The 18,975-nt window shown below is 59.2% G+C and carries 16 protein-coding genes and 1 tRNA gene; 6 read left to right on the forward strand and 11 right to left on the reverse strand.

Going from position 1 to position 18,975, the window contains the following annotated elements; all coding sequences use genetic code 11:
• Positions 1-296 precede the first annotated feature (296 nt).
• On the forward strand, positions 297-731 hold the full coding sequence (locus GOX21_RS14200; RefSeq protein WP_170378039.1) for a hypothetical protein: 435 nt from the start codon (positions 297-299) through the stop codon (positions 729-731).
• 88 nt (positions 732-819) lie between these two features.
• On the opposite strand, the gene GOX21_RS14205 is transcribed toward GOX21_RS14200, so the two are convergent.
• A tRNA-Trp gene (locus GOX21_RS14205) sits at positions 820-895 on the reverse strand.
• A 143-nt stretch (positions 896-1,038) separates the two neighbouring features.
• Here GOX21_RS14205 and GOX21_RS14210 point away from each other — a divergent pair.
• Positions 1,039-1,746: a lysophospholipid acyltransferase family protein gene (locus tag GOX21_RS14210; RefSeq protein WP_170362068.1), complete on the forward strand. Its 708-nt coding sequence runs from the start codon at positions 1,039-1,041 to the stop codon at positions 1,744-1,746.
• Here the strand turns inward: GOX21_RS14210 and GOX21_RS14215 are convergent.
• The 5 genes from GOX21_RS14215 to GOX21_RS14235 all read right to left on the reverse strand — a co-directional run bounded on the left by GOX21_RS14215 (position 1,743) and on the right by GOX21_RS14235 (position 8,918).
• A complete protein-coding gene (locus GOX21_RS14215) occupies positions 1,743-1,988 on the reverse strand; it encodes a MoaD/ThiS family protein (RefSeq protein WP_170350861.1) in 246 nt (81 codons plus the stop codon). The two genes, GOX21_RS14210 and GOX21_RS14215, sit on opposite strands and share 4 nt — an antisense overlap.
• A complete protein-coding gene (locus GOX21_RS14220; RefSeq protein WP_170350860.1) occupies positions 1,981-4,236 on the reverse strand; it encodes a xanthine dehydrogenase family protein molybdopterin-binding subunit in 2,256 nt (751 codons plus the stop codon). The genes GOX21_RS14215 and GOX21_RS14220 overlap by 8 nt, the downstream gene beginning before the upstream one ends.
• Positions 4,236-4,715 (reverse strand): (2Fe-2S)-binding protein, encoded by a 480-nt coding sequence (locus tag GOX21_RS14225; RefSeq protein WP_170350859.1) that lies wholly within the window; start codon positions 4,713-4,715, stop codon positions 4,236-4,238. The genes GOX21_RS14220 and GOX21_RS14225 overlap by 1 nt, the downstream gene beginning before the upstream one ends.
• Positions 4,712-5,578: an FAD binding domain-containing protein gene (locus GOX21_RS14230; RefSeq protein ID WP_170378041.1), complete on the reverse strand. Its 867-nt coding sequence runs from the start codon at positions 5,576-5,578 to the stop codon at positions 4,712-4,714. Before GOX21_RS14230 ends, GOX21_RS14225 begins: the two co-directional genes overlap by 4 nt.
• A gap of 127 nt (positions 5,579-5,705) precedes the next feature.
• Positions 5,706-8,918 (reverse strand): 2Fe-2S iron-sulfur cluster-binding protein, encoded by a 3,213-nt coding sequence (locus GOX21_RS14235; RefSeq protein WP_170378043.1) that lies wholly within the window; start codon positions 8,916-8,918, stop codon positions 5,706-5,708.
• A 75-nt stretch (positions 8,919-8,993) separates the two neighbouring features.
• Here GOX21_RS14235 and GOX21_RS14240 point away from each other — a divergent pair, with 75 nt between their 5' ends.
• A complete protein-coding gene (locus GOX21_RS14240) occupies positions 8,994-9,896 on the forward strand; it encodes a LysR family transcriptional regulator (RefSeq protein WP_170378045.1) in 903 nt (300 codons plus the stop codon).
• Positions 9,897-9,915: 19 nt separating this feature from the next.
• Here the strand turns inward: GOX21_RS14240 and GOX21_RS14245 are convergent, their stop codons facing one another.
• From GOX21_RS14245 to GOX21_RS14255, 3 genes are read right to left on the reverse strand one after another with little or no spacing between them, the layout of a single operon-like run.
• Positions 9,916-11,187, reverse strand: coding sequence for an NAD(P)/FAD-dependent oxidoreductase (locus GOX21_RS14245; protein ID WP_170378048.1), 1,272 nt, complete (start codon positions 11,185-11,187; stop codon positions 9,916-9,918).
• A gap of 39 nt (positions 11,188-11,226) precedes the next feature.
• On the reverse strand, positions 11,227-12,261 hold the full coding sequence (locus GOX21_RS14250) for an ACP S-malonyltransferase (RefSeq protein ID WP_170378050.1): 1,035 nt from the start codon (positions 12,259-12,261) through the stop codon (positions 11,227-11,229).
• Positions 12,258-14,450: a dehydrogenase E1 component subunit alpha/beta gene (locus tag GOX21_RS14255; RefSeq protein WP_170378052.1), complete on the reverse strand. Its 2,193-nt coding sequence runs from the start codon at positions 14,448-14,450 to the stop codon at positions 12,258-12,260. The genes GOX21_RS14250 and GOX21_RS14255 overlap by 4 nt, the downstream gene beginning before the upstream one ends.
• A 238-nt stretch (positions 14,451-14,688) precedes the next feature.
• Here GOX21_RS14255 and GOX21_RS14260 point away from each other — a divergent pair, with 238 nt between their 5' ends.
• Positions 14,689-15,588 (forward strand): LysR substrate-binding domain-containing protein, encoded by a 900-nt coding sequence (locus GOX21_RS14260; protein ID WP_170350852.1) that lies wholly within the window; start codon positions 14,689-14,691, stop codon positions 15,586-15,588.
• A 157-nt stretch (positions 15,589-15,745) separates the two neighbouring features.
• Here GOX21_RS14260 and GOX21_RS14265 read toward each other — a convergent pair whose 3' ends face one another.
• Both GOX21_RS14265 and GOX21_RS14270 read right to left on the reverse strand, forming a co-directional pair.
• Positions 15,746-16,903, reverse strand: coding sequence for an acyl-CoA dehydrogenase family protein (locus GOX21_RS14265; protein WP_170378054.1), 1,158 nt, complete (start codon positions 16,901-16,903; stop codon positions 15,746-15,748).
• Positions 16,904-17,011: 108 nt separating this feature from the next.
• Positions 17,012-17,575, reverse strand: a complete 564-nt coding sequence (locus tag GOX21_RS14270; RefSeq protein ID WP_170350850.1) for a TetR/AcrR family transcriptional regulator — start codon at positions 17,573-17,575, stop codon at positions 17,012-17,014.
• A 258-nt stretch (positions 17,576-17,833) separates the two neighbouring features.
• Here GOX21_RS14270 and GOX21_RS14275 point away from each other — a divergent pair, with 258 nt between their 5' ends.
• On the forward strand, positions 17,834-18,298 hold the full coding sequence (locus GOX21_RS14275; protein ID WP_170350849.1) for a DUF1348 family protein: 465 nt from the start codon (positions 17,834-17,836) through the stop codon (positions 18,296-18,298).
• A 12-nt stretch (positions 18,299-18,310) separates the two neighbouring features.
• The gene (locus GOX21_RS14280) at positions 18,311-18,931 is read left to right on the forward strand and encodes a pyridoxamine 5'-phosphate oxidase family protein (RefSeq protein WP_170378056.1); all 621 of its coding nucleotides are present in this window, start codon (positions 18,311-18,313) and stop codon (positions 18,929-18,931) included.
• The last annotated feature ends 44 nt before the right edge of the window (positions 18,932-18,975 follow it).

The following is an 18,975-nucleotide window of genomic DNA, read 5'->3' on the forward strand; positions in this document are numbered from 1 at the left end:
TCCTCTTACGTGTGTTCGTGGTGGTCGGACATTATGTCATTCCGTCGCTGTAGGAAACCGGGATTGGCCAATTGTCACCACCACGAAAAGCGCGGCAATGGCCTGGCTTGCTGAACCCAAGACTGTGGCGTGGCCGTTTCAAGCGGACTATGCCTCTGGAAACTCTAATATTCGGATCAAGGTGTGTCCTCCTTACCCGCCCATCCCGCTGTATCTCGGCGCTGTGTATCTACCTCTTCGAATTCCTGATAAACAAAAAAAACAAAACAAAAAAACATCCTTGAGCAGACGAGCAGATGAGAGGTCTAACCGCAGCGTTGGCAGTGCTCTTGACTATGAGCACGCCATTGGCATCGAAAGAAATACAGGTTGGCAATGATCCAGGCGGGCGGGTTCTGGACCGCAAGGTTCAGATCGAAATCGCCAACAGGACCAACGCGCGCATACACATTGTCGGGGACTACTGTAATTCCAGCTGCACCATGCTGTTGGGGGCAGACGATGTGTGTGTATCCTCCGAAACGCTTTTCGGGTTTCACGGCCCGTACCGCGTAAACCGGACAAAGATGACCGAAAAGGAATTCGACCAGAAAAGCACTTCGCTTGCCACGTACTACCCGCGCCCGATAAGAAACTGGTTCATGTCCAAGGCAAGGTTTGTGGGCCCGGATGAGTTTCTGTATGTGTCCGGTGAATATCTTATAAGCATCGGCGTGCAAGAGTGCGCGTAAGACTTCTCTAGGCTGTCACTTCTCACAACAACCCATATGCAAGTCGCACGACTCTTGCGCATTCATTGAAACAGCGATTTGAGTGGAATGGCAGGGGCAGCAGGGTTCGAACCCGCGACCTACGGTTTTGGAGACCGTCGCTCTACCAACTGAGCTATACCCCTAAGGTGCGCCTCAGATATGCCAGCCGCGCGACGGACTCAAGAGGCTTTTTCAGATTCCGCGCGACAATTGCATTCGACAAACAAGTTGCGTGCGGCGTTGAGTTCTATAAGACACGGTTTGGTCAGTACGAGGGACCCCATCCGTGAGTATCCGCAAAAAGATCGCCGACAGCGAAGCCGTTCTGAACTGGGCTGCGCGCCGCATCGCAAGCTATATCCGGATGGTCAATCGCAACACCACATGGCAACGCATCGGGTACGACGAACTGGACCAGTTGGTCGAACAGGGTGAGCCGGTGATCGTGGTGCTGTGGCACCAAAGGCTGGCGCAATCCCCCTATTTCTTTCCTTTGGAAAAAGGGCCGATCTGTTCGATCACCTCATCCGCAAGAGCGGGTAGTATGGTGGGCCGAGTGCAGAAACTGTTCGGCATGGATACCATCGCCATGACCAGCAAAAACGCAAATAATATTGCGATATCGCGCCAAGTGATCGGCAAGATTAAGCAGGGCATTTCCATAGGCATCGCCGCGGACGGTCCGCGCGGTCCCGAACGGGTACTGTCCACTGTGCCTCTGGTCTGGGCGCGCACCTCGGGCAAGCGGGTGTTCGGCATCACCTTTTCGGCAGAACATGGCCGCGAGGCGGGGACATGGGATCGCCTTTTGATGCCGCGCCCCTGGCGGAATAAGGGTGTCTTTCTGTGCCGGGAATGGACTGAAACCGTGCCGCGCAAAGCGTCCGAAGAACAGATCGAAACCCTGCGCCAAAGCCTTGAGCAGCACATGAACGACATCACCGCCGAAGCCGACCGCATGGTCGGGCGCGAACCGTGGTCGCCTAAGGGTTAACCGCCCCTCAGCCGTTGCATCAGATAGATTTCGCTGCCTTCGGGGATCGGTTCGGTTAACCCGCTGGCGATGACCCGCCCGTCGATGGCGATGGACACCCCCGCATCAATCGGGGCCTGCAATTGCGGATGGATCTTCACCAGTTCTCGCAGCAACTCGCCTGTGGTCTTGGCCTCAACCTCCACCACCTGCTGGCCCCCGGTCAGTGACCGGAGGCTGGACCAGAGGTGAACCTCAACCATTGTCCTTAAGCGCCGCCAGAATGCGGGGCGGTGACATCGGTAGTTGCTTCATCCGAACGCCCGCCGCATGCGACACCGCATTTGCGATGGCGGCCAAAGGTGGCACGATGCCCGTCTCACCCACACCACGCACGCCAAACGGATGGCCGGGGTTGGGCACTTCGACAATCACCGTGTCGATCATCGGCAAGTCGCTGGCGACAGGGATACGGTAATCCAGGAAGATCGAGTTCTGCAGGCGGCCATCCTCGCCATAGATATATTCCTCGTTCAGTGCCCAGCCGATGCCTTGCGCGGCACCGCCCTGATACTGGCCTTCCACATAGGTAGGATGGATCGCCTTACCGGCGTCCTGAATGACCGTATAGCGGGTAATCGCAGTCTTGCCTGTTTCCGGATCGACCTCAGCATCAACGATATGGGTGCCAAAGGATACGCCTGCGCCTTCTGGCGTGGCCTCGAAATGGCCCGAGATAGGCCCGCCGGTTTGACCCATGTGGGCGGTGATATCGGCCAGTGGGCGCGGGTCGAAATCACCCGCGTTTGGACCCGAAGGTACAGCGCAGCCGTTTTCCCATTTCACCGCATCCGCCGGAATTCCCCAGCTGGCGGCAGCGCGTTCGCACAGCTTTTCAACCGCGTGTTTTGCTGCCTTGATGGTTGCCAAGCCGCTTGCATAGGTCACGCGCGAACCATGCGAAACGTCGTTATACCCCAGCGTCGCAGTATCGGCGACGGTCACACGGATATTCTCATACGGAATGCCCAGAACCTCGGCCGCCATCAGCGCCATTGACGCGCGTGAGCCGCCGATATCGGGCGTGCCCACCATCAACTGTGCCGAGCCATCCTCGGACAGCGCCAGCGAAACCGACGTTTCACCCCCGTGGTTGAACCAGAACCCGCAGGAAATCCCACGACCCTGCCCCGGCTTCAGCGGGGCTGAGTAATGCGGGTGGGCCTTCGCGGCCTCAAGCGTTTCCACCAAACCGATCCGCTCATACGTCGGGCCATAGCTGGCTTTGGTGCCTTCATGGGCGGCGTTTTTTAGACGAACTTCGATCGGATCGAGGCCCAGCTTCTTACACAGCTCGTCAATAACGGATTCAACCGCAAAAGCCCCCATCGGTGCACCCGGCGCGCGGTAAGCGGCCTGTTTCGGGCGGTTGGCCATCACGTCATACCCAATCTGGCTGACATTGGTCAGGTTATAGGGTGCAAAGGCACACATGGCGGTCATGTCACCCGGGGCGCCCGGAAACGCCCCGCCCTGCAGGCGGAACACGCCTTGGGCTGCCGAGATGGTGCCATCCTTCTTCATCCCGATCTTGATATCCATCGACGCCGAGGATGTCGGGCCAGTGGCCCGGAACACCTCGGACCGGGTCATCACCAGCTTAACCGGGCGGTTCGCCTTGCGGCTCAGTGCCAGCGCGACAGGTTCGATGAAGACTGTGGTTTTACCGCCAAAACCACCACCAATCTCGGACGCAGTCACGCGCAGTTGCGAGGTTTCGATACCCAATAGCGCGGCACAGGTCTTTTGTGCGATCCAGTGGCCTTGAGTGGTACACCACAGCTCACCCTTACCGTCGTTGCCCAACATGCCCAAACAGGCATGCGGCTCGATGTACCCCTGATGGGTTGCCTCGGTGACAAAGCTGTCTTCGATAATCAAGTCAGCTTCGGCAAAGCCAGCTTCTACATCGCCGTGCCCGCTTTCGTGGTACCGCACGACGTTTGGGTGCATCCCCTCGGGTACGGAATAATCCGCAGCACCTTCGCGTAAGACCGGCGCATCCGGCTCCATCGCTTTGTCTACGTCGGTGACGTGCGGCAGCACCTCGTATTCAACCTCGATCAGCTTGAGCGCATCGCGCGCCGCCAAGGCCGAGGTCGCCGCCACAGCCGCGACTGCGTGCCCGTCATAGAGCGCCTTTTCACCCGCCATGACATTTTCCAGAACATTCCAGAATTCACCCTCAAGGCCGGGTTTGAACGGCACTTCGGCAAAATCCGCGCGGGTAACGACGGCTTTGACATCCTTGTGCGCTTCGGCCTGCGAGGTGTCGATCTTCACAATCCGTGCGTGGGCGTGGGGCGAACGCAGGATCGCGCCGTGCAGCATGCCTGGCGCAGAAACATCCGCCCCGAACTTGGCGCGACCAGTGACCTTGTCCAAACCATCGGGCCGATCCGGGCGCGTGCCGACGAAGGTGAATTGCGTTTTACGATCGTCGAGTGCCATTATGAAGCCTCCCGCAGTTCTTCGGCCGTTTCCATCACGGCGCGAATTATCTTGTCATACCCAGTGCAGCGGCACAGGTTGCCTGCCAGCCAGTACCGGGCCTCTTCCTCGGTCGGGTTGGGGTTCTTCTCCAGCAGCGATTTGGCCGCGACCAAAATGCCCGGCGTGCAGATACCGCATTGCAGGGCGGCATGCTCGATGAACTTTTTCTGCAGCGGATGCAGAACGTCACCCTCCGCGATGCCTTCGACGGTTTCGATCTGCTTGCCATCGGCCTCGACCCCTAACATCAGGCAGGAACAGACCAAACGGCCATCAACCGTGACCGAGCATGCGCCGCAATCGCCGGTGCCGCAGCCCTCTTTCGCACCAGTCAGGTTCAGCTTGTCGCGCAGACAATCCAGCAGGGTTTCGCGCGGATCGCAAAGGTAATCGACCGCGTCACCATTCACGGTGGTGGATACGTGGAACTTGCTCATGCTTCCTCTCCCTTGGCGCGGGCATAGGCGATTTTCGCGGCGCGCTTGGCCAGAACGCCGGCGACCTCGGTACGGAATTCGATAGTGCCGCGTTTGTCGTCAATCGGGTTGCAGGCGGCGGATGCCGCAGCGGCCAGTGCGTCCAATGAAACGTCGTCCAGCGCGCTGCCGATGATGGCCTTGGCACAGTCCTCAACCAGCAGCACGGTCGGCGCGACAGCGCCCAATGATACGCGCGCCTCGGTGACGGTATCCCCGTCCAGACGCAGGCTGACGCCAACGCCAACCACGGCAATGTCCATCTCAGTTCGCGGGATAAAGCGCAGGTATGCGTCGCCGCCATTGTCGCCTCGTGCGGGGATGTGGACGGCCGAGATCAACTCGCCCTTGGCCAGCGACGTTCTACCGGGTCCGGTTGGGATGTCTTCGACCGCTACCTCACGGTCGCCATCCGGGCCGGTCACCGTGACCGTGACACCCGCCGCAACCATGGCAGGCACCGAATCCGCTGCCGGAGAGCCGTTGCACAGGTTGCCGGTCAGCGTCGCGCGCCCCTGAACCTGGGTCGAGCCGATCAGATCCATCGCCTCGACCACACCGGGCCAGTCGCGACCCAGTTCCAGATGTTCGCTCATATCGGCTCCAGTGGCAGCGACGCCCAGCGTCCAACTGCCGTCGGCGTTGCTGTTGATATCGCGCACGCCGTCGATCTTCTTTATGTCGATCAGCGTATCGGGCGTCACAAGTTCTGATCGCAGTTGCACCAGAACATCGGTGCCGCCTGCCAGAAACCGTGTGATGCCCGTCGCATTTGCGGCCAGTGCCGAAGCTTCGGCAAAGCTGGCGGGGCTGTGATAATCCATGAAATACCTCGCACCTGTTGATCAGGATTCACTGGGTTCAGAGGGGACGTTAGTGCAGCAGCATGGCCGCGTCCATGGCAGGAGCGACCAAATTTCATGTTACCCGATGTCGTTTCCAGACCTGAGGTCAGAGGTCGATCTCGATCACACCGTCTGGCTGCGCCGCGCGACTTTGGCACAGGATCATCGCATCCGCGCGTTGCTGGTTCGACAGAACGAAATCGCGATGTTCAACGTCTCCCGAAATCACACCGCATTTGCAGACCCCACATATGCCGTCTGAGCATTTGACGTCCACGTGAATCCCCGCCTCGGTCAACACCTGTGCGGCGTCCTTTTCCACAGGTACGATCAATTCCCGACCCGATATTGCCAGCCGTAAGGTGAACGGATGGTTTTCATATTCAGGCTGTTCAGGGACCGAGAAATACTCTAGATGCCGCGCGTCCTCGGGGAAGCCCTGCGCCTCGGCCGCACGTATCACACTGTCCATGTAGCGGTCCGGCCCACAGGTATAAACGTGCCAACCCGGTTGGTAGCCCGACAGAACCGCATCCAGATCGGCGCGGGTGCCTTCGTCCGAGAAATGAAAATGTACATGTTCCGCCCAGGGCATCGCCGCCAGATCGTCCAGATATCCGGCGCTGGCACGGGTGCTGGAGGAATAATGAAGCACAAACGGCTTGCCCAGCGCGTGCAAACGGTGGGCAAAGGCGATCATAGGGGTAATGCCAATCCCGCCGCCCATCAGAAAGGTCTTGGTGGCCGTCTCATCCAATTCGAAATGGTTGATCGGTTTTGAGATGAACACCTTGCGCCCTTCGTTAAAGATACGGTGCAAAAGGGCTGAGCCGCCGCGCCCGTCATCCTCGCGCAGCACTCCGATTTGATAGGAGGACCGGTCAGACGGATCGCCAGACATAGAAAACTGCCGCAGGAATTCCGGCGCGACCAGCACGTCCAAATGCGCCCCTGCGGTCCAGTCGGGCAAGGGCGCGCCGTCGATGGCCGCAAATTCGTACTTGGTCACATCCGCCGTCATCTTGTCGACTTTGGTCAGCTCAACCCGCATCACTGGCGCGTCGCCCGCAATAGTGTAGCGGTGGATTACCGACACATCACCGGCCGCTTTGCGGGCCTTGTATTCCTCAGCCGTGACCATCGCCTGATAGGCAGCAATCCCGGCCTCGCGGTCCATCGCAAAGGGATAGGGCCACGGGTGCGGCGCCAGATAGGCGGGGTATACCGCCAAAGTCTGGTCTTCGTATTTCAGGTCCAGGTCTGTTTGCAAACCACGCCGGTTCAGCGGGTGCGCGGTGGGACGATAGGCGCCGTCAGTCTGCAACTCGATATCCCACCACCATTTCTTGGTGTCGTTCAAACTGCCATTGCCGACCGCATCATCCAGTTTTGCCAACACAGGTGCTGCTTGTGGCAGGTTGATCGCGGCCCAGCGAAAGGGGCGCTCCTGGAAAATACCCTCAAGGTTCCATGGACAGGTTTTCATGCACCGTCCGCACATGGCCCCACCGGACGTGCCGATCCGGTACGTGGCACATTTCTGGCTGTCGGATTTCCAGATTTCATAGCCGTTGAACATCAGCTTCGGCCCGGCCGTGATCGCCCCCGAAGGACATTCACGCGCGCATTTGTTGCATGCCTCGCAAAAGCTCTGCAGACCGAAATCGATGGGCTTGTCGTGGCTAATCGGCATATCCGTTGTCACCACACCGGACTTCAGGCGCGGACCCAGATAGGGGTTCAGGATCACCTCTCCGATCCGACTGACCTCACCCAGACCAGACAGAAGCAACAGCGGCGGTTGCAGCACTTCGCCGTCCATGACGGTATGCGCCTTGGCCTGGTATCCGAGGTTACGGATTTGCTGCGCAATCACGCCGCCAAGAAGGGAAAACCGCAAGTAAGCCCGCATGGACTGGCTGACCGCGATCCAGTCGTCACCACTGGACCCTTCCATGGTTTCACGCCCCTGGTCGATGATCATACTGATCGCCTGATCATGCGGGGGGTTGATTTCCTCTCCAGCAGCGTCGTGGGAATACCAGCTCCATTCAGGGCACCGGCTGAGGCCAACGGCATCGGCACTTAGAAAATAGCTTGCGGCCTTAATATTCGCGGCATTGCGCGCGGCATCGGTAGGCTGCGACACCTCAGCACTTTCACCATCCTGCAAAAGCACGAAGGCCCCAAGCGCCCGGCGCTGCGCAAAGCTGGGGGCAGATTTGCGGACATAATGCCCACCCTTTGCCGCGTCCTGCAGCGGTTTGCCCATATCGCCAAACAACGCACGGGCGAACATGTCAGCACGCTTGGGGACGCGGGCGACATTTTCTTCGTCGATATAAGTGGTAGGGCTCTCAACGCGTTTAAGCTTTTCGAACGGATGTGCGCCGTCCACATAGCGCCGTTTGGCGTAAACGTCGCGGTTCAAGGCGTTCTTGGCAAACCCGGTGCCCAACCACCAGGCCGGACCCTGTGTGTGAAACCACGGCTGTTGCGCCATGGGCAACAGAGGCTGGTCATGCGTGATCTCTAACTCGGTCGTTACGGCGGCCAGACCGAACCGTTTGCCCAACCACGGGGCCACTATGTCGCCACCCTCAACCGTGGCTAGACCCGCCGCCACTGCCAGCCGGCCCAGATCAACCTCGGACGACATCGCGGTATGCGCCCGCGCATCATAACCCAGCAGGCGGATGTAATTGGCGATCACCACCGCGTTCTCGGTCGCCAGCAGACAGGCACGATGATCCTGCGCGTCGATGATCCACTCGGCCCCTGGCTCGGCCGGGTCTGGATCACGATTGTGTTCGTACAGAAAAACGATGGTGTGGCGATGCGTGTCCATCGGTTTGGGCGCGGCCTCCATGCTTTCCTTCAGGTCCGCCATGATCAGGTCGATCCCCGAAGCCAACGTCTTGGTCTGTCGCGTCTTCAGCGCATGGGCCAACCGGTCGATATCGGGGTTGCGACGTGGCTCAGACAACAACGCCTCAGACGGCAACGGGCCGCAGCCCATCATCGAGGCATCATTGAAATAGCCAAATGCCTTAAGGTGGTTGGCGCGCTCGGACGGGTCCGCCGGAATCTCTGATCTCACCGGATTCACGAACCCGTCGCGGATGGCGTCCATCATTGCCTGAAACTCACCCATCGCGTTGACGATGCTTTCGGGTTGGTCCGGTTGGCGAAATCTCAGCTTTGGCATCGGGGGCACTACAGACAGATCCGGCATCTCGATCTGCCGCTCCAACCGCTCCAGCGGATACCGGCCCATATGGACAGGTCTGTTCTTATCCGAGAAAAAGCGGATTCCCATTGCGCGCCTCCTGTTGCTGACTGTCACCTAATGCGCCGTAGACAGCAAATCCATTCATGAATAGTCATAGATGATATGAGCAAAACTGATTTCACCGATCTGGACGGCAAAGTCTTGCGCACCTTTCTGACGATCCTCGAGGAAAGCTCGGTCTCAAAGGCTGCCGACCGGTTGGGTGTGACGCAATCGGCAATCAGCCACACGCTGGCCAAACTGCGGCAGGTTCTGGGGGATCCGTTGTTCGTGCGCTCGGGTCAGGGCCTGACCCCGACCGAGCGCGCCTTATCACTGAAAGAGCCGGTACAACAGGTGCTGGACGGCATGCGGGCGCTGACTGACGAGCGTCCGTTTGATCCGCTGGCCGATGAGATCAGCATCCAGGTCGCCACCAACGACATGCCGCGCGACCTGATCTTTCCGCCATTGCTGCGCGCGCTTCGGGCTGAAGGCGTGCGTCTGCGGCTGAGGTTCATCCCGTCCGGCGTCCCCGACCCCGACCTGCTGCGCAACGACCGGTGTCAGTTGATGCTGACCCCGCTGCCGCCCGATGGGCCGGATATTTTTCAAAAACGCGTACTGATCAGCCCGCTAATGATTTTCTACGATGCCGATCAGCGCAATCCGCCAGACAGTTGGCAGGCCTATTGCCAGTCTGAGCATATTGAAGTGCGATTTACCGACGGACGCAGTTCCCGCGCTGTGATGCGTGGTGTGGACCAAAGCCAGATTCGGCCACCAACCGTCACCTTGCCGCATTTCCACGCAATTCCGTCCTTTGTGAAGGGCAGCGACCTGATATCGACGGACACTGTGCTGATGAAATACGGGCCGTTGGCGGCACTGGACTGCGCGCCACTGCCGTTCGAGTGCGAGCCGGTCTCGATCTACATGGTCTGGCATCAACGCTCGGCCAATGACCCGGCCCATCGCTGGTTGCGCGCACGGATCGAGGCCATTGCCACGACGCTGCAGAATTGATCACCGGGGCGGTCGCGGATCAGAACCGTGCCTTGATCAAATGCATCAACGTCGCGCCGGTCTCGAAATAAGCACGTCGCAGGGCGGTCCAGCTTTCGCGGTATTCAGGAACCGCAGGCACAGGCAGCAGCCTCGGGTCGTCCTGCAGCAGGCTTTCTGCCATTAAGCGGCCAAAAACCGTACCCGGACCGATGCCCCGTCCAGAATATCCGTGTGCTGAAAGGGCATTGGGACCGATCTGCGTGATCTTGGGGATGTGGTCCGAGGTCATGGCGATGCGCCCATGCCAGCCTTGGGTCAACGACTGACCGGAAAGTTGTGGAAACAGCTCGGCCAGCTTGCGCCTGCTCCAAGCCGCGTGAACCGCCCGGCCCGCCTGCCCCAGATCGCCCATGCCCCCGATTATCAGCCGCCCTTCGGCATCCATACGGAAAGAGGTCATGACCAACCCGGTGTCCCAGCACCCCTCCGCCCCCGGCAGAATACTGGCCCGCAGATTGTCCGACAGCGGAGCCGTAAAGAACTGGAAGTAATAGACCGGAACATAGTCTGGGGCGGTATCTTGAAGACCCTGATGATAGGCATTGGTGGCCTGAATTACCGATTTCGCCCGCACCGAGCCATGCGGGGTTTTCAGCACCCATTGACCGTTGTCGTACTGCATCGACTGCACCGGGCATTGGGTGACAATCCGCGCCCCGGCCTCGGCAGCGGCACGGGCCAGACCACGCACATAGCCCAATGGGTGAATCGTCCCCGCACGCGGATCAAACAGCGCGCCATGGAATGCCGCGCTGCCAGTCCGTTGGGTAGCCTGATCGGCGGGCAGCAATTTAACCGGGGCTCCAGTGGCGCTCAACTGGGCGTGACGCCTCTGCAAATCCTGCAGGCCCGAGGCGGAATGCGCGCAGTGTAACGTCCCATTGCGAACAGAATCACAGTCGATGCCATGCCGTTCGATCAGGTCAAACACATCCGCAGGTGCCGCGGCCAAAAGATCGATCAACCGATCCCCGGCCCGCTTGCCCAGATGCGCGCGGATATCCTCGGGCGGCAACCACAGCCCCGCATTCGCCAGACCGACGTTTCGGCCTGAACCGCCGTGGCCAATGCCTTGCGCCTCCAACAGGCAGACCGACGCCCCGGCCTGCGCTGCCGTCAATGCTGCGGAACAGCCAGTATAGCCGCCGCCGATTACGGCCAGATCAACCGTTAGATCACCGCTTAGGGGGCGGTCTTCCACATGCTCGCGGCAGGTTTTCAACCACAGGGATTGGTTGTGGTCACTCACGCTGGGCTCCAGAATTTTGCGCGGATCATCGGGGCTGATTCAGCCGGTTGCAAGTGCCCTTTGATCATCGCGGCCCATGGCGATCAGAAAAGGCTCGGCTTGTTGTTGTGCCTGAAACGCCGCCTTGTCCGACATGCCCTTCCAATCGGCCAGAACCAGTGATTGCGCCACGGCACCCCCCAGGGTCGCGCCCGGGCCGGTGACGATGAACAGGTCCGGAGCGAACTCGCGCGCAGCGGTCTGGATGGCGCGGGTAAAGTCATAGGTCTCGGTCACCTGATGGCCCAGAGTGTAATCCCAAAGCGCCTGCGTATCTGTCGCGCCCGGCCACCAGATTTTGCCGCGCCCATCGATCAAAGGGCGATCAGGCTGCGCAAACAGATCCGGTGCCAGTCGCGCGCGCCCTTCCGCAGCGACCGGAGTCTGCAAGGACGTATGAAACGCCGCGTGGTTCGCCAACCGCATCGGAAAGCGTTCCTGTACAACAGGCTGAGAAGCTTCGAACGCCTTCAACCCCGCTTCGTTCCCGGCCAGCACCAACATCCCACCCAGATCGATGGACAGCGCCAGATCACACCCGTCGGTTGCGTTGATCCGCGCCACATCCGCCAGCAACTCGGCCTTGCGCGCCGGAGCATCCCGCCAATCGTCGCCCGCATATGGATAGACAAGCTGCCCGCCAATCAGCTGTTCCTGCATCAGCGTGCCCATCGTGTTCACCACCCGAAAACCATCCTGCGGCGACAGCGCACCACCAGCAGCCAGGGCAATATACCAGCCCATCGAATTACCGGTGACTGCGACAACCTCGATATCGTCCGCCAAAGCCTGCGCATCGGCAAACGAGGCCGCATAGATCAAGGGCGAGGCCACATCGCCCCGCGAATACTTGGACATCGTATACCGGCCTGCACCATCCAGGGCGGTCACGGCGTCCTGCCCCGTCTCGGCACCGATGGCGTCGAAGCTGTGGAACAGGTCTATCCGCTGCGCGTGATGGCGGTGCAGATAACCCAGCTCGGGCTTGTTATAGGTGCCCCGACCGGGGCAGATGACGACGGCTGTGCGGGTCATTGGCGGCCTCCGGCCAGTTTCAGCGCGGCGGCAACGATACCGCCCTTGGATGGCAGTGGCGCGGCATAGGCCGGACCCGTGGCGATAAAGCAATCCTCGGCCACAACGCGTGCGGTTGGCGTTGCGGGATTTTCTTCGGCGAAGAACGTCATCAGCGCCTCGGACTGGCTGCCGGTGCGGCGGCATTCATCCACGACCAGAACATGTGCACAGGGCTTGGTGGCCTCGCGCAGGGCCTCGACTGGCAAAGGCGCCAGCCAGCGCATGTCGATGATGCGCGTCTTTATCCCGGCTGCGTCCAGCTTGGGCAGCGCCTGTTGCGACAGATAATGCCCGTTGCCATAGGTCACGATGGCCAGATCGGTGCCATCCCCATGCACGCCAACCTCACCCAACGAAATACGTTGATCCGGCGAAGGGTAGGTGGTCATCCATCCGCCATCTTGCGCCCCGTGCAAATCGCGCATCGGATAGAGCGCGATGGGCTCTAGAAACACCACCACCCTTTGCTCTTCCCGCGCCAACCGCACGCATTCACGCAGCATCTGTGCCGCATCTGCACCAGAGGACGGACAGGCAATGATCACGCCGGGAATGTCGCGCAGCACCGCCAGGGAATTGTCGTTGTGGAAATGCCCGCCGAACCCTTTCTGATACCCCAGCCCCGCAATCCGCAGCACCATCGGGTTTGTGAACTGCCCGTTTGAGAAGAACGGTAGTGTCGCGGCCTCGCCCCTGATCTGATCTTCGGCATTGTGCAGATAGGCCAGGAACTGAATTTCGGGGATCGGAATAAAGCCGTTGTGCCCCATTCCTATCGCCAGCCCAAGTATGGATTGCTCGTCCAACAGCGTGTCGATCACCCGATCCGGACCAAAGCGTTGTTGCAATTTCTGCGTCACACCATAGACGCCTCCCTTACGGCCCACGTCTTCACCCATACAGACGACTTCACCGTGTTCCAGCATCAGATCTGTCAGCGCCCAGTTGATCAGGCGGCTCATGGGCTGGGGGTCATTCATCGCCCGCAAATCGCCGCCAAAGGCTTTGGCGCGCGCCTCGGCATCCGGGCCGTTGGTGGGTTTGCAGATACGTTTCGGTGGAACCAGACTGGCCACCACCTCGGCGGCATCTGACAAGTGAGGGCGGGTGGCGGCCTCGGCGGCGATGCGATCCGTGCGGGCGCAGGTGTCATTGTAAATCTTCAACGCCTGATCCGGCTGCAACGCGCCCGCTTGATCCAACAAACGCACAGTATGCAGCAGCGGGTCGTTGGCCTCATCAGCTTCGACCTCGGCTTTAGGCAGGTAGGTGGTCGGCACATCCGCCCCGGCGTGACCGTAGAGGCGCACTGTTTTCAGGTGCAGAAAGGCGGGTTTTCGGCGGGTTCGCACGTAATCGGCGGCTTCCTTGGCCACGGCGTAAGTCTCGAATATGTCTAACCCATTGGCTTGGAAATACTTGACGCCCGGCCGATGCTCCATCGACGATTGAATCCAGCCCTTCGGTGTCTTCACCGAGATTCCAATCCCGTTATCCTCGCAGACGAACAACAACGGTAACGGCGTCGATTGCACGCTGGTCCAACCGGCCGTGTTGAACGCCCCCTGCGCGGTCGAATGGTTGGCCGAAGCATCCCCAAAAGAGCAAACAGCAATCCCGTCCAAGGGCAACTCGCGGTGTTCCGGATCATGCCGCCGGGCCGCGCCCAGGCTATAGGCCGCGCCCACCGCTTTGGGCAGGTGGCTGGCAATGGTCGAGGTCTGCGGCGGGATCGTCAGCGCCTTTGAACCCAGCACCTTGTGTCGCCCGCCCGAGGTCGGGTCATCCTTGGAACATGCAAAGCTAAGCAACATGTCCCAGGCGATCTGCTGGCCCGGCACCTGTTCGGCCCGGGCAATCTGAAACGCCGCATCGCGATAATGCAGAAAGGCAATGTCGGTCGGGCGCAGCGCGTGGGCGACGGCTGCCATCCCCTCGTGCCCCGAAGAGCCTATCGTATAGAAGCCCTGCCCCGCCTTTTGCATCGCACGGCTGGTGCGGTCCAGCGCACGGCTGAGGACTTGCGACCGAAACAATGACACCGCATCGGGGTTGCTCAGACCCGGTCTGGGGGCGGCCCCGTCGGGTAAATCGCGCTGTGCGACTCGGGTCAGGAAATTCTCGTGAACGATCTGAGCGCGATCCATGGCCAGTTCCCTGATCCTGTGTGACTTAATCCGGAGTGTTGCCGCAGCAGCACCCCCCCTTTCTTGCAGGCATTCGAGGGCAGAGGCAAAAGAAAGTCGCAAGCACCCGGGAAATAAACCTCCGATCCGATGCACAGGCTTACACGCACATACCCTGAAGAAATACCTGCATTTGTATCGGGCTGGCGCGCGGCAAAAGCCAGTGATATTCCTTTCGAAAGGTATGAGGATTTGTCATATGATCGCCCCGCGCCGCTTTTTGCCCTCGATCCCCTCTTTGCTGGCGCTTGAGGCCGTTGATCGCCTTGGCAGCGCCTCTGCCGCCGCCGAAGAGCTGTCACTGACGCAAAGCGCAATCAGCCGTCAGCTCAAGACGATGGAGGAACAGCTTGGCGTCGCCCTTATCCAGCGCAGCCAAATGCGGTTGCATCTGACGCCTGCGGCAAAGGAATATGTCCAGGTCGCCCGCAAAGCGCTGAACCAACTGGCGCAGGCGTCGCTGAAGCTCAAGGCCAACCCGACCGGAGGGTCGCTAAACCTGTCGATCCTGCCTGCATTCGGCATGCACTGGCTGGCGCCACGCCTGCAGGATTTCGCCCGCCGCCATCCAGAAGTCACGGTAAATCTGAATACGCGGCTGCGGCCCTTTGATTTCGACACGGAACAATTCGACGCCGCGATCCACTTTGGTCAACGCGACTGGGCCGGCGTGAATTACCTGCCCATTATGCGCGAAGATGTGGTGCCCGTTTGCGCACCCGATATGCTGCCCGACGACAGCGATGACATTGAGTGGTTGATCAAAGCGCCTCTGTTGCATTTGGAAACACGCCCCGAAGCCTGGGAGGAATGGTTCGCCGCACAAGGCCGCGAGGTTTCTGGGATACAGGGAATGCTATTCGATCAGTTCTCGACCATGGGACAGGCCACTATCCACGGGCTGGGCGTGGCATTGCTTCCAAGTTACTTGATCGAGGCTGATCTGGCAGCGGGGCGGCTTGTCCCAGCGTGGCACGGTCCGGGTGTCAGCCTTGGGAATTTCTATCTGGTCTGGCCACAATCGCGGGCGGAATCCGAACCACTCAGATCATTCCGAGCGTGGCTGCAAGGTCAGATTGATCAGGCCCCCAACACGTAAGCCAGAGGTGCAATGCGGCTCTGCGCCGCCTTCGGCCTTGCGTCCTGCGGAAGGAGGAGGGGCCAGGCCGGCGCGCGCATAGCCCGCGCCGGCCTGGCCCAACGGGAGGAGATGTTTCGCCAGAAACATTGATGACGGGCGGGAGTAACCGGTCTGATTAAGTATCCAAGGATCGGGCAATGAGTTCCTTCATGATCTCATTGGTGCCGCCATAGATCATCTGAACGCGGGCATCCGCGTAAAGGCGGGCAATCGGGTATTCCATCATGAACCCATACCCACCGAACAGCTGCAAGCATTCGTGCATGATTTCGTTTTGAACTTCCGACCCCCAGTATTTCACCATCGAAGCGGTCGCCGCATCCAGCGTGCCAGCTTCAAGCCGCGCGATGCAATCATTGACGAAGCTGCGCAAAACCTCAGCCTTGGTCTTGCACTCGGCCAGCTTGAAGCGGGTGTTCTGGAAATCCATCACCCGTTGACCAAATGCCTTGCGTTCTTGCGTGTACTTCACCGTCTCAGCGATGGCGAAATCAATTGCGCCCAGCGCACCGATGCCAATCGTCAGGCGTTCCCAGGGCAATTGGTTCATCATTTGGTAGAACCCCTGCCCCTCTTCCGCGCCCAGAAGGTTGGTCATAGGCACCTTAACGTCTTCAAAGAACAGCTCAGCCGTGTCATTGGCCTTCATCCCCAGCTTCTTGAGGTTACGCCCCTTACGAAAACCCTCGGCGCCCTCGGTCTCAACCCCAATCAGTGAAACCCCTTTTGAGCCCAGCGCCCTGTCCGTCTTGCACGCCACAAGGATCAAGTCTGCCGATTGCCCGTTGGTGATGAATATCTTGGATCCGTTCAAACGGTAGGAATTTCCATCCTTGTCGGCCGTCGTGCGAATGGCCTGCACATCCGAGCCGGTCCCTGGTTCGGTCATGGCAAGCGCGCCGACCATCTCGCCCGACGCCAGTTTCGGTAACCAGTTTTGCTTTTGATCCTCGCTGCCATAGGCGTTGATGTAGTGAATGATGATGGATTGGATCGCATACCCCCAGCCGGAATCCCCGTGCGAGGATTGCGCGTACATCGTAACTGCATCAAATCCGATGCCACCACCTACACCGCCGTAAACCTCGGGGATCGCGCCCGCCATTAGCCCCATGTCGCCAGCCTTGCGCCACATGTCGCGATCCACGACACCATTTTCGATCCAGCTTTCGATGTTGGGGATCAGCTCATCATCCATGAACCGATCCGCCATTTCGGCAAACATCCGGTGTTCTTCGGTTACCCAACTGGCGGTCGTGGTAAATAGCTGCATGCGGTATCCTCCCCAAATCTTCCGTTGATCAAGGTAGCTTTGGAGGCATTGCAATCCAATCCACCCAACGCGTTGGAACGTAACGTTCTTTTGAACGTTCGGGTCCGGTCAGGCCAGCGCCGCGTCCAGCAAGACCCGGGCAGCCGCCTTAGCATCCCCCGCCGGGTCACAGGTTTTCAAGAACACAGCCGTCACAATCGCGCCTTCCTGCAATAGAACAATCTGGCAGGCCAGATGTTCTGGATCACGGGCACCGGCCTTCCGAGCCAGATCGATAAAATGATCGAGCAATATGCGCTTGTGCTCGGCGGATTGCTTGTGGATCGGGTGGTCAATTTCCTGATACTCCGCCCCTGCTTTGATGAACATGCATCCGCGGTATTCTTTCTCATCAAACCACTCGCCCAGCGCATCGAAACTGGCGAGCAACTGGCCGACAGGGGTATCTGCAAGCTCCTCGATCCGAGAAAAGAACTCTTTTCGGAAGTTCTCATCCCGCAACTGCAAGGCAGCCAGAATCAGCTCTTCCTTGGTGCGAAAGTGTTTGTACATCGAGGTTTTTGACACGCCCGTTTCCACCACCAGCTTGTCCATTCCGGTGGCGTGAAATCCGTCACGATAAAAGACCTGCAAAGACTTGCGGACCAGTTCATCGCGTTTGTTTGGGCGCATGTGTCACCTCCTACATGTACAGATCAGTACATAATACCGCACTGTCCTCACGGCAACCGTAGAGTGCGCTGCGGTGAAATTTCAAAATAAGACTTGCAAAAGTTTACAGATCGGTACACATTGCCAACAAGATGTACCGATCTGTAAACCATGGAGCGTTCAGATGAGACACCATGCCAGCCTTTTCCCACCCCAGTACGTCCCGGTTGTTTTAACCTTGGCGATGCTTGCAGCCATACTGACATGAAAGACCACGCAATGAGCCGACCCCCGCTGCCCCCATTCAGTTTGGAAACCGCCAAACAAAAAGTCCGAATGGCGGAAAACGCTTGGAACAGCCGCGACCCGGATGTGGTCACTCCGGCCTATACTGATGACAGCCAGTGGCGAAACAGGGCAGAATTCCTAAACGGTCACGCCGAAATCCACGCCTTTTTGACCCGAAAGTGGAGCAAGGAACTGGACTATCGTTTAATAAAGGAACTGTGGGCCTTTTCCGGCAACCGTATCGCCGTGCGCTATGCATACGAATGGCGGGACGACAGCGGACAGTGGTTTCGGTCCTATGGCAACGAGAACTGGGAATTTGCACAAGATGGGCGGATGGCCAAACGCTATACCTCATTAAACGACTTACCAATTTCCGAGGGCGATCGCCTGTTTCATTGGCCACAAGGGCCCCGTCCCGATGATCACTCCGGGCTGTCTGACCTGGGGTTGTAAAGGGGTAAAAACATGCCGCGTGCCTTTTCCGAACTGACATTTACACCAGCCGTCCGTGCGCATCAGGAAAGGATGGGCTCAGCCAAGACTTACGCCAAGTTTGTTGACGGCGGTCCGCAGCAAGGCCATCAGATCGGACCGGTTGAAAAGGCCTTTATCGAAGCGCGCGATGGATTCTATCAGTCCACCGTTTCCGAGACCGGCTGGCCTTACGTTCAATATCGCGGCGGACCGATTGGGTTTCTAAAGGTTCTGGACCCAAAGACCATCGGATACGCCGATTTCACGGGGAATAAACAGTATATTTCGCGCGGGAACCTGGATGGAAACGACCGGATCGCCCTGATCCTGATGGATTATGCCAACCAGAGGCGCCTCAAGATTTTGGGTCGGGTGGAGTTTACTGAGGGCGCGGCCGCCGCCGCCGACCTTTATCCCGAAGATGCAAAAGCCCCCGCCGAACGCGCCGTCCGAATTCGGGTCGAGGCGCTGGACTGGAACTGCCCCAGCAACATCACACCCCGCTTTACCGAAGCCGAGTTGCGCCCGCATCTTAACGCGCTGGGCCAACAACTGGCTCAGTTACAGGCCGAGAACGAAAAACTAAGACAGCAACTAGCGCAACGGTCCTGACCCCGTTGCACCCAAAATTCGCAAACTAAATCAGATAATAGGGT

The organism is Ruegeria atlantica, from assembly GCF_013032005.1.
Lineage (GTDB): Bacteria > Pseudomonadota > Alphaproteobacteria > Rhodobacterales > Rhodobacteraceae > Ruegeria > Ruegeria atlantica_A.